Origin of the sequence: Pseudomonas sp. NIBRBAC000502773, assembly GCF_006517195.1 — a bacterium.
In the GTDB taxonomy this organism is placed as follows: Bacteria; Pseudomonadota; Gammaproteobacteria; order Pseudomonadales; family Pseudomonadaceae; genus Aquipseudomonas; species Aquipseudomonas marginalis.
The window spans coordinates 1,735,725-1,749,573 of the sequence record NZ_CP041189.1 but is presented as its reverse complement, the minus strand read 5'-3'; the positions used below and the strand labels follow the sequence as shown (position 1 = coordinate 1,749,573).

The following is a 13,849-nucleotide window of genomic DNA, read 5'->3' as shown; positions in this document are numbered from 1 at the left end:
ATGCCATTCAAGCACCTCTGGTGGAGGTGATAGCTTCGCGCTACTCTGCAAGTGAGATCAGCGAATGAATCGCTAAGGTCTGGTCTTGTCAGCTACATGCTTGTTTTCCTGCGGTGCTGTACCTGCCGTAGTACCCGCGCCAGTAGGGCGCGGGCTTTGGGAAGCACGGAAAGTCTATCCATCGGTTTGAGGAGGACGTTTCATGAGCACAGCCTATCAAGAAGACATCAGCACCAACGTTCTGCGCCGCATGAAAGAAGGCGGCTTCGACTTTTCACGGTTCCACCCCATTGAGTTCTACGCCATTTTCCCGGATGAGGAACGGGCGCGCAGGGCTGCGGGTGAATTTCGTGGTGAGTCCCTGAATGCCCAGGTCAGTGCGCGCGACGATGGCGCCTGGTACCTGGAACTGAGCAAGATCATGTTTGCAACCTACGATGGCATAGGAGACTTCGAGCAGGACTTTGGAGCGGTGGTCGAGCCGCTGGGCGGAATCATCGAAGGTTGGGGCGTCAAGCAGGAGGTGCGTGGGTTACCCATGTAGCGCCATTGTATGAGCAACACAGCGTATCGGCTGGCCTTAGGGTCGGCCGATTTTGTTTGCGGTATATGAAGATTTGTGGAACTTGCGCCGCTCTTTCTTGCACAAAAAAAAGCCACCCGTAGAAAAGGGTGGCTGAAAGGGAAGACCGAAGGAGCCGGTCGGTACACGAGTGATCACGGTACCGATTACGCAATGGCTAAAGCTGTAGGACATGTCCTGTTCAGCGGATGGGGGCGATTATCCGCACGCTTCGACGGGCAGTGAAATCAACTCTGACTATGCTGTTGATAGCCAAAGCTTGCATTGCCATGAAGCGTGCAGCAGGGCAGCGGGCATTCTGCGCACCAGGACGGTGCGATCAGTTCCTTGCTTATATTTAACCAACTGATTTTTAAGTGTTTATGCCGCTGGCACGGGCCTTGCGATGGTTCTTGCGTCCGGGTGACAAGGAGTACGGCATGATCCGCACTTATTACGACGAAATGTACGATGGGGCAGGGCAGGTTCGCCCTCACTACCGCGAGTTCGCCCGCTGGTTGGCCGACACCCCCGCTGAACTGCTGGCCCAGCGCCGGCGCGAAGCCGACTTGCTGTTTCACCGTGCCGGGATCACCTTCACGCTTTACGGCGACGAGCAGGGCACCGAGCGCCTGATTCCGTTCGACACCATCCCCCGCAGCATTCCCGCCAGCGAATGGCGGATGGTCGAGCGTGGCTGCATCCAGCGGGTCAAGGCGCTGAACATGTTTCTCGCCGACCTCTATCACGAACAACGCATCATCAAGGCCGGGATCATTCCCGCCGAACAGGTACTGGCCAATGAGCAATACCAGTTGGCGATGCAGGGGCTGAACCTGCACCGCGACCTGTATTCCCACATCTCCGGAGTCGACCTCGTACGCGATGGCGACGGCACCTACTACGTGCTGGAAGACAACCTGCGTACACCCAGCGGCGTGAGCTACATGCTCGAAGACCGCAAGATGATGATGCGCCTGTTCCCCGAGCTGTTCGCCGCCCAGCGCATCGCGCCGATCGATCATTACCCCAACCTGCTGCTCGATACCCTGAAAAGCGCCAGCCCCCTGGATAATCCCAGCGTCGTGGTACTGACCCCGGGGCGCTTCAACAGCGCGTTTTTCGAGCATGCATTTTTAGCCCGGGAAATGGGTGTGGAGTTGGTGGAAGGCGCGGACCTGTTCGTGCGCGATGACCGTGTGTTCATGCGCACCACCGACGGCCCCAAAGCCGTGGACGTGATCTACCGTCGCCTCGACGACGCATTCCTCGACCCACTGGCCTTCAACCCCGACTCCATGCTCGGCGTGCCCGGTCTGCTGGCGGCCTATCGCTCGGGCAATGTGGTGCTGGCCAATGCCATCGGCACCGGGGTGGCGGATGACAAGTCGGTGTACCCCTTCGTCACCGAGATGATCCGTTTTTACCTCGATGAAGAACCGATCCTGCAGAACGTTCCCACCTTCCAGTGCCGTAAGCCCGACGAATTGTCCCACGTGCTGGCCAACCTGCCGGACCTGGTGGTGAAGGAAACCCAGGGCTCCGGCGGCTACGGCATGCTGGTGGGCCCAGCGTCCACGGCGGCGGAAATCGAAGCCTTCCGCGCGCGTATCAAGGCCAAGCCCCACGCCTATATCGCACAGCCAACCCTGTGCTTGTCCACCTGCCCGACTTTTGTCGAAAACGGCATTGCGCCGCGCCATATCGACCTGCGCCCGTTTGTGTTGTCCGGCAAGGAAACCCGTGTGGTGCCCGGCGGTTTGACCCGTGTCGCGCTGCGTGAAGGGTCGCTGGTGGTCAATTCGTCCCAGGGCGGCGGCACCAAAGACACCTGGGTGGTCGAGGACTGATGCCATGTTGAGTAGAACTGCCTCGGATTTGTACTGGATGTCGCGCTACCTGGAACGCGCGGAAAACCTCGCGCGCATGCTCGATGTCAGTTATTCGCTGTCGCTGATGCCCCAGGATGGGCGCGGTGATGGCCTGCATGAACTGGCCATGCCGCTGTTGATCACCGGCACGCTGGATGATTACCGCGAGCGCCACGGCGAATTGCACGCCGAACGCCTGCTGCATTTCTTCGCACTGGATGCGGCCAACCCGGCCAGCATCTACAGTTGTCTCGGTGCCGCGCGGGCCAGCGCCCATGCTGTGCGTGGGCGAATTACTGCCGACATGTGGGAAAACATCAACGCCACCTGGCTGGAGATTCGCGAAATATCACAGCAGGGCCTCAGCCGCTACGGCATGAGCCGGTTCTGCGAGTGGGTCAAGGAGCGTTCCCATCTGTTCCGGGGGCGACCTACGGCACCATCATGCGCAATGACGCCTTCCGTTTTATTCGGCTGGGTACGTTTATCGAGCGCGCCGACAACACCCTGCGCCTGCTGGATGCGCGCTATGAAATGGCCGGCGACCAGGCCGAAGCGGTCACCGATGGCACTGCCCACGCCTACTATCAATGGAGTGCCTTGCTGCGCGCGTTATCGTCGTTCGAGGCCTACACCGAGATCTACCGCGACGCCCCAGGTGCCCGGCAAGTCGCGGAGCTGTTGCTGTTGCGCGCCGATGTACCCCGCTCGCTGCGGGCCTGCAGCGAAGAGATCGACCAGATCCTCGCCAGCCTGCCCGGCATCAACGGCCGTCCGGCCCAGCGCCTGGCGGCCGAGATGGACGCGCGCCTGCGGTTTACCGCGATCGATGAAATCCTCGAGGAAGGCCTGCACGCCTGGCTGACCGACTTTATCCCCTTGGTCCGCCAGTTGGGCGACGCCATCTACAGTTCCTACCTGGAGGCCGCATGAGACTCTCCATCAGCCACGAAACCACCTACCACTACGAAGACCAGGTACGCGCCAGCATCCAGTACCTGCGCCTCACGCCCCACGACAGCGAGCGCCAGCACGTGCTCAGTTGGCAACTGGACCTGCCTCGCCCGGTGCGCGCGCAGATCGACCCGTTCGGCAACATCCTGCACGTGCTGACCCTGGACGAACCCCACGACGCCATCATCATTGGCGCCCGTGGCCAGGTGGATATCGATGAGCTGCGTGAGGCTGAGCACGAGAGCCAGTCAGCCTTTCCGTTCCTGCGCTGCACCCGCCTGACCGAGCCCGACGACGCCCTGCGCGCCTTCGCGCAACAGCATTGCCACCAGCGCCGGGATCGCACGGCCCTGATCGACCTGATGCACGCCCTCAACCAGTCGATGGTCTACACGCCCGGCGCCACCGAAGTCGACACCTGCGCCGCCCAGGCCTTCGCAGGGCGGGCGGGGGTGTGCCAGGACCATACCCATGCGTTCCTGGCCTGCGCGCGCAGCCTGGGCATTCCTGCGCGGTATGTGTCGGGGTATTTGTACACGGAAGACAGCACTCACCTGGCCAGCCACGCCTGGGCAGAAGCCTGGCTGGATGACGCCTGGTACAGCTTTGACGTGACCAACCAACTGGCCCGGCCGGAGCGGCATTTGAAACTGGCTGTGGGCCTGGACTACCTCGACGCTTGCCCGGTACGCGGCATGCGCCGTGGCGGTGGGCATGAGCAGATGCATGCCAAGGTGTTCGTGGCACCGACGCCGGTGGTCCTGGTCCAGCAGCAATAACCCGCTCGCCACCGAGATCAGGCTGGGTTCAGGGGTGTTGTTTACGCCCTGCCATATGCTTCAAGTACCCCACCAGCAATTCCAGCTCGCTGTCAGGCAACACGCTGGCGGCGAACGCTGGCATCTTCGCCTGCGGCCAGTGCCTCAGGCTCTGCGGGTCGCGGATATAGCGCTTGAGGAAGTCGCCGCTGAAATATTCCGTAGGGTTGTAGGGAACATTCAGGTCCGGCCCCACCTGTGCATCGCCGGCGCCATTGAGGCGGTGACAGGCCAGGCAGTTCTTCTGGAACAGCGCAAAGCCTTGGTTGACCTGATCATCCGCCGCCAACATCGGGTCGGGCAACAGCGCCGGAAAACGTTCGGCCACCGTCTTCAACTGCTTGATCGCGGAGATCTGGAACGGCCACTGCTCCGGGCTGATATGCCCGGCCTGCGGATCGGTCCACACCAGGTAGAACGGCCCGGCACTCGGCTTGCCGTCTGCCAACGGGGGCCATGGGTGGGCCGGGTCTTCCACGGCCAGCCAGGCGCGGGCGCCGTTTTTTTGCAGCAACGGTGCCGCCGTCAGTTCGGCGGCGAAGCCATCCAGGGCAACGGCTTGCAGATGATTATCGGGCTGTAGGCCCGGCAGGAGCACTGCCAGCGGTACTGCGCGATAGGTCATGTTGCGCTTGTAGGAAACGTCATCGACGACCTGCACTGTCTGCGCATCCGGATGCTTGAGCAGGTCGGCGGTCTGCCAGGTCTTGCGGCTGTGATCCAACTCGACGGTCAATTGCGCCGCCGAAGCGGGCAGGGCGAGCAACAAGGCAAGGAATGCGAAGAACGGTTTCAAGACGACGGCCCCGTGTTAAGTGGCGATAGGGCCCACGATAGCGGAAAAGTGCAGGTAAAAAGGCAGCTCCTGCAACAGGATCGCTATGCACGAAGTCCCGGCAGGTGCTGCCAAAAGCGGTAATCCTGAGGTACAGAACAGGCTCAAGAAGAGGTCACCCAATGACCTTGGTCAAGTTGGGCAAGATCAGAATCAATGTGGTGGCGAACAGAATAAGTCCCGCCTGACGTACTTTCGAATGTTTGAACATGGCTGACTGCCTTTTGTTGTTATTCCTGAGCGTCAAATGCGTGCCGTTGAATATGAGTATCGCAATGTGACGTGTCGCTTTTCTTACAGCTGCTCCAGCAAAACCCGGCAGCAACTTCTTACTGATTGAACCTTAGAGCCCTCGTTCTGCGCGGCTTAGACCCATTTCATATCACCTGATCAGCATTTCAGCTTAAAAAGGCATGAGGCATAACGCCATCTTGGCGCCAATGCCTTGGCTAGACAGCTAAAACGATTAATCCAGCAATTACCTTAGGTGCCTACCGTTCGTCCGAGCGTGGCGGTCAAAAGCAATGAGCGCATCCGTCATTGAAACCGTGTCAATCGGGCCTAAGGTAAGGGCATTACTGCGCAATGGTTCGAGGACGTCATGACCCAAGCTTTGATCTTTGATGCGATACGCACGCCCCGCGGCAAAGGCAAGGCCGACGGCGCCCTGCACAGCGTCAAGCCGGTAAACCTGGTGGCCGGCCTGCTCACCGCGCTGGCACAACGCAACGACCTCGACACCCAGCAGGTGGATGACATCGTGCTCGGCTGCGTTACCCCGGTGGGCGACCAGGGCGCCGACATCGCCAAGACCGCCGCCCTGGTGGCGGACTGGGCCGTCAACGTCGCCGGTGTACAGATCAACCGATTCTGCGCCTCGGGCCTGGAGGCGGTTAACCTCGGCGCGATGAAAGTGCGTTCCGGCTTTGAGGACCTGGTGGTGGTCGGCGGCGTGGAGTCCATGTCCCGCGTGCCCATGGGCAGCGATGGCGGGGCCTGGGTGCTCGACCCGCAGACCAACATGCACAGCCACTTCACGCCCCAGGGTATCGGCGCCGATCTGATCGCCACCCTGGAAGGTTTCACCCGCGAGGATGTCGATACCTTTGCCCTACAGTCCCAGCAGAAAGCCGCCAGGGCGCGTGCAGACGGTTCCTTCAACAAGTCGTTGATCGCGGTGCAGGACCAGAACGGCATCGTGCTGCTGGACCATGATGAATTCATTCGCGCCGATTCCACCCTCGAAGGCCTGGGCAAGCTCAAGCCCAGCTTCGAAATGATGGGGCAGATGGGCTTCGACGCCACCGCGTTGCGGGTCTACAGCCATGTGGAACGCATCCACCACGTCCACACACCAGGCAACAGCTCCGGCATTGTCGACGGCGCCGCATTGATGTTGATCGGCTCCGAAGCGAAGGGCCGCGAGCTGGGCCTGCAACCGCGGGCGCGCATCGTCGCCACGGCCGTCACTAGCACCGACCCGACCATCATGCTCACAGGCCCGGCGCCGGCCACCCGTAAAGCGCTGGCCAAGGCCGGTTTGCGCGTAGAAGACATCGACCTGTTCGAGGTCAACGAAGCCTTTGCCTCGGTGGTGCTCAAGTTCATCAAGGACATGGGCATCGACGCCGAACGCGTCAACGTCAACGGAGGCTCCATCGCCATGGGCCACCCGTTGGGCGCCACGGGTTGCGCGATCCTCGGCATCCTGCTCGACGAACTGGAGGTGCGCCAGCAGCGCTACGGCCTGGCCACCCTGTGTGTCGGCGGCGGCATGGGCATCGCCACCATTATCGAACGCCTCTGAGCCCAAGGAATTTGTCATGACCGCTGCCATTCGTTACGAAAAAGGCCAGGACCAGATCGTGGTGCTGACCCTCGACATGCCCGGCCAGAGCGCCAACACCATGAACGCCGCGTACCGTGAGGCGATGGCGGCCACCGTCGCACGCCTGCAAGCGGAAAAGGACGACATTGCCGGCGTGGTTATCACCTCGGCGAAGAAGACCTTTTTCGCCGGCGGCGACCTCAATGAACTGATCAAGGTCGACAAGGCCCATGCCAAGGATTTCTACGCCAGAGTCCTGGTGTTGAAGGCGCAACTGCGCAGCCTGGAAACCCTCGGCAGGCCGGTGGTGGCCGCCATCAATGGCGCAGCCCTCGGCGGCGGTTGGGAGATCTGCCTGGCGTGTCACTACCGCGTCGTGCTGGATGACAAGTCGGTGCAACTCGGTTTGCCGGAGGTCACCCTTGGCCTGCTACCAGGCGGCGGTGGTGTGGTGAGGATGGTGCGCATGCTGGGCTTGGAAAAGGCGTTGCCGTATTTGCTCGAAGGCAAAAAAGTCCGGCCACAGCAAGCGCTGCAAGCCGGGTGGGTCGATGAGCTGGTGGCGGATCGCACTGAGCTGCTGGCCAAATCCCGCGCATGGATTCTCGCCAATCCGCAGGCCAGGCAGCCGTGGGACAACAAGGCCTATCAGATTCCCGGTGGTACGCCGTCTCACCCGAAAGTGGCGCAAATGCTCGCCATCGCACCATCGATTTTGCGCAGCAAAACCAACGGCTGTTTCCCGGCCCCGGAGAAAATCCTCTGCGCCGCCGTGGAGGGCGCGCAGGTGGATTTCGACACCGCGCACTTGATTGAAACCCGCTACTTCACCGAATTGGTCACCGGGCAGGTGGCGAAAAACATGATGGGCACCTTCTGGTTCCAGCTCAATGAAATCAACGCCGGTAGCTCGCGGCCTCAGGGCTTTGCGCCTTACGTGACGCGTAAGGTCGGAGTGCTCGGCGCCGGGATGATGGGCGCGGGCATCGCCTATGTCAGCGCCTGTGCGGGCATCGAAGTCGTGCTCAAGGACATCAACCTGGCAGCCGCCGAGAAGGGCAAGGCACATTCGGCGGCGCTGTTGGACAAGAAGGTCAGCCGTGGGCAATTGACCGCCGAGCAGCGCGAAAGCACCCTCGCGCGGATTCATCCTACGGCTTCAGATACTGATCTGGTCGGCTGCGACCTGATCATCGAGGCCGTGTTCGAAGACCGCGAACTCAAGGCCAAGGTCTCGGCTGCCGCACACAGTGTGGTCGGCGCCGACGCGGTGATCGCCTCCAACACGTCCACCTTGCCCATCAGCGGCCTGGCCACGGCGGTGCCGGATCAAGGCAAGTTCATCGGCCTGCATTTCTTCAGCCCGGTGGACAAGATGCCCCTAGTGGAAATTATCAAGGGCGCCCGCACTTCGGACGAAACCCTGGCCCGAGGTTTCGATTTCGTCCTGCAGATCAAGAAAACTCCGATCGTGGTCAACGACAGCCGTGGGTTCTTCACCTCGCGGGTGTTCGGCACCTTCACCCATGAAGGCATCGCCATGCTGGGCGAAGGCGTGGCTGCGCCGATGATCGAGACCGAGGCGCGCAAGGCGGGTATGCCGGTGGGGCCGCTGGCGGTGTCCGATGAAGTGTCCCTCAGCCTGATGAGTCATATCCGACAGCAGGCTGCCAAGGATCTGCAGGTTGAAGGTAAAACAGTCCCAAGCCATCCGGCGACGGTGGTAATTGATCTGTTGGTGAACGAGTACAAACGCGCGGGCAAGGCGGCGGGGGGAGGTTTCTACGAGTACCCGGCGGGCGGGCAGAAGCATCTGTGGCCTGAATTGAAAGCGCGCTTTGAGCGAGCCGACCAGCGCATTTCAGCGCAGGATGTGCGCGACCGTTTGCTGTTTATCCAGGCCATCGAGACCGTGCGCTGCGTAGAGGAGGGCGTGTTGATGTCCACCGCCGACGCCAACGTGGGGTCGATCTTCGGGATCGGTTTTGCCGCCTGGAGTGGTGGCGCGTTGCAGTTTATCAACCAGTACGGCCTCAATGACTTTATCGCCCGTGCCCGCTACCTGGCGGAACAGTATGGGGAGCGGTTCTCGCCGCCGGCGTTGTTGCTCGACAAAGCTGCGCAGAACACGACCTTCTGACGGTTTTGGGCATGTACAGGGCTTGCCTTGTCAGGGTATTTCAAGGCAGGCTCTGGGGTGTGCATTATTCCCATCACCGTGTCAGGTATTTTTTATGTCGCTACGCGTCTGTATCCTGGAAACCGATATCCTGCGTCCAGGCTTGATCGATCAATACCAAGGCTACGGGCAGATGTTCAAGCGCCTGTTCTCCAAGCAGCCGATTGCCGCCGAATTTGTTGTGTACAACGTGGTGCAGGGCGAATACCCGTCGGACGACGAAGTGTTCGACGCCTACCTGGTGACCGGCAGCAAGGCCGATTCCTTCGGCACCGACCCCTGGATCCAGACCCTCAAGACCTACCTGCTCGAACGCTATGAGCGCGGCGACAAGTTGCTGGGCATCTGCTTCGGCCATCAATTGCTCGCGTTGCTGCTGGGCGGCAAGGCCGAGCGCGCGGGGCAGGGCTGGGGCATGGGCATTCACGATTACAAACTGGATACCCAGGCGCCGTGGATGAGCCCTGAAGTGCCAGAGCTGACGCTATTGATCAGCCACCAGGACCAGGTCACCACCTTGCCGGACAATGCCACGGTCATCGCCTCCAGCGAGTTTTGCCCGTTCGCCGCCTATCACATCGGCGACCAGGTGCTGTGCTTCCAGGGGCATCCGGAATTTATCCATGACTATTCTCGCGAGTTGCTGGAGATTCTTCAGACGACCCTGGGTGAAAAAGTCTACACAAACGGCGTGGCCAGCCTGGCGCGCGACCACCACGGCGTCACCGTGGCGGAATGGATGATGCGTTTCGTGGCGCACAAGCCTGAAGCCCGGGTTTAAAGCCAGCCCGAGCGTTTGAAACTGGCCCACAAGCCGGTGCAACCGAACGCAATAAACCCGAGCACCGCAAAATAGCCGTAGTGCCATTGCAGCTCGGGCATGTTCTGGAAGTTCATCCCATAAATCCCCGCCACAGCGGTGGGGAACGCCAGGATCGCCGCCCACGCGGCAAACTTGCGCTGAACCACGCTCTGGCGCGACGCTTCGAGCAATACACCGATCTCGATGGTCTGGCTGGCGATATCGCGCAGGGTGGTGAGGTCTTCCATCTGCCGCGTGACGTGGATCTGCACGTCACGGAAATACGGGCGCATGTTCTTGTCGATAAACGGAAAGCTCAGCTTCTGCAGTTCCTGGCTGATCTCTACCATCGGTGCCACATAGCGCTTGAGTCGCAGCACGTCGCGGCGCAGGCCATGGATCTTCTGGATATCGCGCTCGCTCAGCGAGCTGCACAGCACGTTGTGCTCCAGTTCATCGATCTCGGCGTGGATCGCCTCGCTGACCGGCTGGTAGTTCTCGGTGACAAAATCCAGCAGGGCATAGAGTACGAAATCTTCCCCATGCTCCAGCAATAGCGGCCGGGCCTCACAGCGTTGCCGAACAAAGCCGTAGGACGCCGAATGGCCGTTGCGCGCAGTGATGATGTAGCCGTTGCCGGCGAAGATATGGGTCTCGATAAACTCCAGCTTGCCGTTCTCGCGTACCGGTGAATAGGTGACGATAAACAGCGCATCACCGAAGGTTTCCAGCTTGGGGCGGCTGTGTTTTTCCAGGGCATCTTCGATGGCCAGTTCATGCAGGTTGAACTGGCGTTGCAGGTTGGCCAGCTCCTGGGCGTTGGGCTCTTCCAGGCCGATCCACACAAAGTGCCCGGGTTTGGCGGCCCAGGCCGCGCCTTCGTCGAGGGTGATATCCGTGACTTTCTTTCCGGCGCTGTACACGGCGGCCGCAACAACTCTACCCATGGTGCTGATCACTTCTTATTAGGAGGACAGGTGTTGGGCAGCTTAGCTTGAATGACGTTCCGTTGCGGCGTTTGCAGGTGCTCGCTTTTTGTGACGAGCAAGCTTGTTTACGTGGGGGGCCAGGCCCCCCGGAAGGTGTTCAGGCAGATTGCACTTCGCGATCCATTGCAGCAATGCACTCATCCATCTGCGCCTGACAGGTCTGCATCAACTGCGGGATGTCATCCGAAGTCAGGCCCACAGTAGGAATCGGCGGCAACGAGCGTATGAGCACATCACCACTGTTCCAGCGATTGAGCTTCATATGGGTAACGTAATTGCTGACACACACCGGCACGATGGGCACGCCAGCGGCGATGGCCATATGAAACGCGCCTTTCTTGAACGGCAACAGGCCTTTGCCCAGGTTGCGCGTGCCTTCCGGAAACACCCAGATCGACGTGTCCTGATGCTGCAACGTATGAGTGGTGGTGAGCATCGCGCGACGTGCCTTGTGCGCATTGCCGCGGTCGATCAGCACATTGCCCGCCAGCCAGAACAACTGGCCGAACAGCGGTACCCATTTCAGGCTCTTTTTGGCGATACACACGGTGCGATGGGGCACCACGGTGCCCAGCACAAACAAGTCATAGTTGGACTGGTGGTTGGCGATGATCACACACGTACCCGGCTTGTTGCGCAGGGAGTCGACATCGGTCTTCACCTTCAGCCGCAGGATCCACATGGCCGGCAGCGCATAAAGGCGCGCGCACAAGCGGCTGTTGTCCGGGTTGAACGGCCGGCAGGCCCCGAGCAGCACGCCCAGTGCACCGGTCACCATAAAGTGCAGGCCCATCAATAACATGCGTAACAGAAAAAGCATCGACACGGCCCATCGGGATAAAAGGTGGCGCAGTGTACGGATGTGCACTGAATTCGGCAATTACCCGTAAAGAGGTAGGAGATAGGCGATGTTTAAGCACATGTTTCAACATGTGCCGATATAGGCAGGCTAGAGCGGCTAAAGATGTTTCGGATTCATTTGTACGAAAAAGCCCGACGCAAGGTCGGGCTCTGATGTTTCGGTTGTAGGGCTTAACTCAGGATATGGCCCTGATCCTGGATGATTGCCTCATCCAACGCCTCCAGCAGCGCCTTACGCACCTTCAGCTTGGTGTGCTTATGGGCATTCATATTCAGCTTCTTCAACTGACGTGCCGCTTCCAGCGCCGCCGCCTGCAGCTCTTCAGGTGCCACCACCTTGTCGAGGAAACCGGCCTGCAACGCGCCTTGCGGGTCAAACATCTCGGCATTGATCACCGAGCGATGAAACGCCGATTTACGCAGACGGTCCCGCGCCAGCTCGATACCGGCGTGGTGCATGGTCATGCCGATCGCCACCTCATTCAGGCCAATGCTAAACGGGCCTTCCACCCCGATCCGATAATCTGCCGACAACAACAGGAACGCACCCTTGGCCACCGCATGCCCAGGGCACGCCACAATCACCGGGAACGGGTGCGACAACAGGCGACGCGCCAACGTCGAACCCGACGTCACCAGGCCGATGGCTTCTTTAGGGCCGGCTGTCATTACCTTCAAGTCATAACCACCCGACAGGATCCCCGGCGTGCCGGTGATGATCACCACCGCCCGATCTTTCTCGGCCTGGTCCAGCGCTGTATTGAACGCACTGACCACATCCGGAGAAATGGCATTCACCTTGCCGTTGCTCAGGGTCAGGGTCGCGATACCGTCTTCGAGGTGGTAAGCAATCAACTCACTCATGACGCGGTTCCTTGTAGGATTTGTTATAGAGAGGCTGTTTATAAAGGCGCATGCGCAGACGTTACCCACCACGCCCGCCCCGGTAAAGCGCCGTGACTGACTGCCCAGTCAGACTTTCCCCGCAGGGAGAGCACTGGAAGGCCTGGGGCAGGGCGCAACACCGACCCCAGACACAGGCCGCCCATGCCCAAGAATGGCAGAATCACCACCCCTTGCCGGGCGCATCTCGGCATAGCCGTCTAACCGCATGAAAATTCTGAAAAAAACCTTTGCCATCAGAAAGGCTTTCGACTACATTAGCGCGCCTCGACAGACTGAACTGGTTTGGCGAGATACGGTGAAGTGTCCGAGTGGCTTAAGGAGCACGCCTGGAAAGTGTGTATACAAGAAATTGTATCGAGAGTTCGAATCTCTCCTTCACCGCCAAATTGATAAAACGCAAGCCCCTGATTTTCCTAGAGAAAGTCGGGGGTTTGTGGTTTTTGGCGTCCAAAAAATGCCCCCATGGGACCATCATGGGACTGGCGCGCTGTTTTGGTGCGAAATTGTTCACCAGTCATCTGCGAATTTTTGAGTCGTGAAAGTGGCTTCGCGAGTCCTGTTGCATCCATTTCATACGGTGCTTCGGGTGCCCTGTCAGGCTGGCGTTCGTAGCACCAAAAATTGCACGAGGACAATCGCCAAATAGATGAACGTACTAGCACCTAATAGAAGCAAGGCACGTGCAATATTGATTTTTAGAGGAGATGAGTAGCCCACCCATGAAAGCCTCACGTTTTTCGCGATGCATTCCGCGCTTCGAACTAAAAGAAGCTCTGGCAGATCTCTGTTGATGCACATTATTTCAATCCCGATTTCCTCCTTTGGGGATAGGTTATCGAATATCAAAATATGGCGACCATCCTGATCAGTTTTATGTTCGTAATGACGAACGGGCCAGAGATTTATGTATTGCGGTTTCCAATTGAAAACTAATTCGATCTTTGTTGCCGTCTCTCGTCCAGTGTTGATCACCTTGATTGAAGCTGTGCATACGCGTTGAGTCGGGCTTACAACGTTGCCTTCAGGATCGTTGAGCGGCTCCTGTACTAAAAAATGGAAGAAATGGGGGCTTGCCCATACCAGCTTTGCTTTAGCCTTGAGCCCCGAATTCAGTATCCAAGTTAGTAGCGGAACCGCTAGCGATACAATTTCTTTGCCATATGCACTTAGAAAGTTCATGTGTTTTCCTTGATGTGGACTGTCGAGTTTCCAAAGCGAGAATATTCTTTTTTCTACGGCTGAAA

The 13,849-nt window shown here is 59.3% G+C and carries 11 protein-coding genes, 1 tRNA gene and 1 pseudogene; 8 read left to right on the top strand and 5 right to left on the bottom strand.

What is annotated here, in order from left to right; all coding sequences use genetic code 11:
• Positions 1 to 202 precede the first annotated feature (202 nt).
• The 4 genes and pseudogenes from NIBR502773_RS07950 to NIBR502773_RS07935 all read left to right on the top strand — a co-directional run bounded on the left by NIBR502773_RS07950 (position 203) and on the right by NIBR502773_RS07935 (position 4,166).
• The gene (locus NIBR502773_RS07950) at positions 203 to 544 is read left to right on the top strand and encodes a ribonuclease E inhibitor RraB (protein ID WP_025854181.1); all 342 of its coding nucleotides are present in this window, start codon (positions 203 to 205) and stop codon (positions 542 to 544) included.
• A gap of 458 nt (positions 545 to 1,002) precedes the next feature.
• The gene (locus NIBR502773_RS07945; protein WP_027603639.1) at positions 1,003 to 2,412 is read left to right on the top strand and encodes a circularly permuted type 2 ATP-grasp protein; all 1,410 of its coding nucleotides are present in this window, start codon (positions 1,003 to 1,005) and stop codon (positions 2,410 to 2,412) included.
• Between the two features lie 4 nt (positions 2,413 to 2,416).
• Positions 2,417 to 3,366 (top strand): annotated as a pseudogene (locus tag NIBR502773_RS07940) (alpha-E domain-containing protein).
• Entirely contained in the window at positions 3,363 to 4,166 is an 804-nt protein-coding gene (locus NIBR502773_RS07935; RefSeq protein WP_027603641.1) for a transglutaminase family protein, read from the top strand. Before NIBR502773_RS07940 ends, NIBR502773_RS07935 begins: the two are co-directional and overlap by 4 nt.
• Before the next feature lie 28 nt (positions 4,167 to 4,194).
• Here the strand turns inward: NIBR502773_RS07935 and NIBR502773_RS07930 are convergent, their stop codons facing one another.
• Positions 4,195 to 5,001, bottom strand: a complete 807-nt coding sequence (locus NIBR502773_RS07930) for a cytochrome c (RefSeq protein ID WP_141155798.1) — start codon at positions 4,999 to 5,001, stop codon at positions 4,195 to 4,197.
• 640 nt (positions 5,002 to 5,641) lie between these two features.
• On the opposite strand from NIBR502773_RS07930, the gene NIBR502773_RS07925 reads away from it, so the two are divergent.
• The 3 genes from NIBR502773_RS07925 (at position 5,642) to NIBR502773_RS07915 (ending at position 9,828) form a co-directional block, all read left to right on the top strand.
• Entirely contained in the window at positions 5,642 to 6,847 is a 1,206-nt protein-coding gene (locus NIBR502773_RS07925; protein ID WP_141155797.1) for an acetyl-CoA C-acetyltransferase, read from the top strand.
• A gap of 16 nt (positions 6,848 to 6,863) precedes the next feature.
• Positions 6,864 to 9,008, top strand: coding sequence for a 3-hydroxyacyl-CoA dehydrogenase NAD-binding domain-containing protein (locus NIBR502773_RS07920; protein ID WP_141155796.1), 2,145 nt, complete (start codon positions 6,864 to 6,866; stop codon positions 9,006 to 9,008).
• 94 nt (positions 9,009 to 9,102) lie between these two features.
• A complete protein-coding gene (locus tag NIBR502773_RS07915; protein ID WP_065940707.1) occupies positions 9,103 to 9,828 on the top strand; it encodes an amidotransferase in 726 nt (241 codons plus the stop codon).
• On the opposite strand, the gene NIBR502773_RS07910 is transcribed toward NIBR502773_RS07915, so the two are convergent.
• The 3 genes from NIBR502773_RS07910 to NIBR502773_RS07900 form a co-directional block, all read right to left on the bottom strand.
• Positions 9,825 to 10,796, bottom strand: coding sequence for a magnesium and cobalt transport protein CorA (locus NIBR502773_RS07910; RefSeq protein ID WP_027603646.1), 972 nt, complete (start codon positions 10,794 to 10,796; stop codon positions 9,825 to 9,827). The genes NIBR502773_RS07915 and NIBR502773_RS07910 overlap by 4 nt on opposite strands.
• Before the next feature lie 139 nt (positions 10,797 to 10,935).
• The gene (locus NIBR502773_RS07905; protein WP_141155795.1) at positions 10,936 to 11,658 is read right to left on the bottom strand and encodes a 1-acyl-sn-glycerol-3-phosphate acyltransferase; all 723 of its coding nucleotides are present in this window, start codon (positions 11,656 to 11,658) and stop codon (positions 10,936 to 10,938) included.
• 212 nt (positions 11,659 to 11,870) lie between these two features.
• Positions 11,871 to 12,563 (bottom strand): crotonase/enoyl-CoA hydratase family protein, encoded by a 693-nt coding sequence (locus NIBR502773_RS07900; RefSeq protein ID WP_065924808.1) that lies wholly within the window; start codon positions 12,561 to 12,563, stop codon positions 11,871 to 11,873.
• A 336-nt stretch (positions 12,564 to 12,899) separates the two neighbouring features.
• On the opposite strand from NIBR502773_RS07900, the gene NIBR502773_RS07895 reads away from it, so the two are divergent.
• Positions 12,900 to 12,989: transfer RNA gene (locus NIBR502773_RS07895), tRNA-Ser, on the top strand.
• A gap of 210 nt (positions 12,990 to 13,199) precedes the next feature.
• On the opposite strand, the gene NIBR502773_RS07890 is transcribed toward NIBR502773_RS07895, so the two are convergent.
• Complete coding sequence (locus NIBR502773_RS07890) at positions 13,200 to 13,784, bottom strand: hypothetical protein (protein WP_141155794.1); 585 nt, start codon at positions 13,782 to 13,784, stop codon at positions 13,200 to 13,202.
• Between the last annotated feature and the right edge of the window lie 65 nt (positions 13,785 to 13,849).

Bases quoted from the DNA above. Each gene is read 5' to 3' on its own strand.
- NIBR502773_RS07935 (WP_027603641.1), top strand. From the start codon at position 3,363: ATGAGACTCTCCATCAGCCACGAAACCACCTACCACTACGAAGACCAG.
- NIBR502773_RS07945 (WP_027603639.1), top strand. From the start codon at position 1,003: ATGATCCGCACTTATTACGACGAAATGTACGATGGGGCAGGGCAGGTT.
- NIBR502773_RS07910 (WP_027603646.1), bottom strand. From the start codon at position 10,796: ATGGGTAGAGTTGTTGCGGCCGCCGTGTACAGCGCCGGAAAGAAAGTC.
- NIBR502773_RS07890 (WP_141155794.1), bottom strand. From the start codon at position 13,784: ATGAACTTTCTAAGTGCATATGGCAAAGAAATTGTATCGCTAGCGGTT.
- NIBR502773_RS07920 (WP_141155796.1), top strand. From the start codon at position 6,864: ATGACCGCTGCCATTCGTTACGAAAAAGGCCAGGACCAGATCGTGGTG.
- NIBR502773_RS07925 (WP_141155797.1), top strand. From the start codon at position 5,642: ATGACCCAAGCTTTGATCTTTGATGCGATACGCACGCCCCGCGGCAAA.
- NIBR502773_RS07905 (WP_141155795.1), bottom strand. From the start codon at position 11,658: ATGCTTTTTCTGTTACGCATGTTATTGATGGGCCTGCACTTTATGGTG.
- NIBR502773_RS07950 (WP_025854181.1), top strand. From the start codon at position 203: ATGAGCACAGCCTATCAAGAAGACATCAGCACCAACGTTCTGCGCCGC.
- NIBR502773_RS07915 (WP_065940707.1), top strand. From the start codon at position 9,103: ATGTCGCTACGCGTCTGTATCCTGGAAACCGATATCCTGCGTCCAGGC.
- NIBR502773_RS07900 (WP_065924808.1), bottom strand. From the start codon at position 12,563: ATGAGTGAGTTGATTGCTTACCACCTCGAAGACGGTATCGCGACCCTG.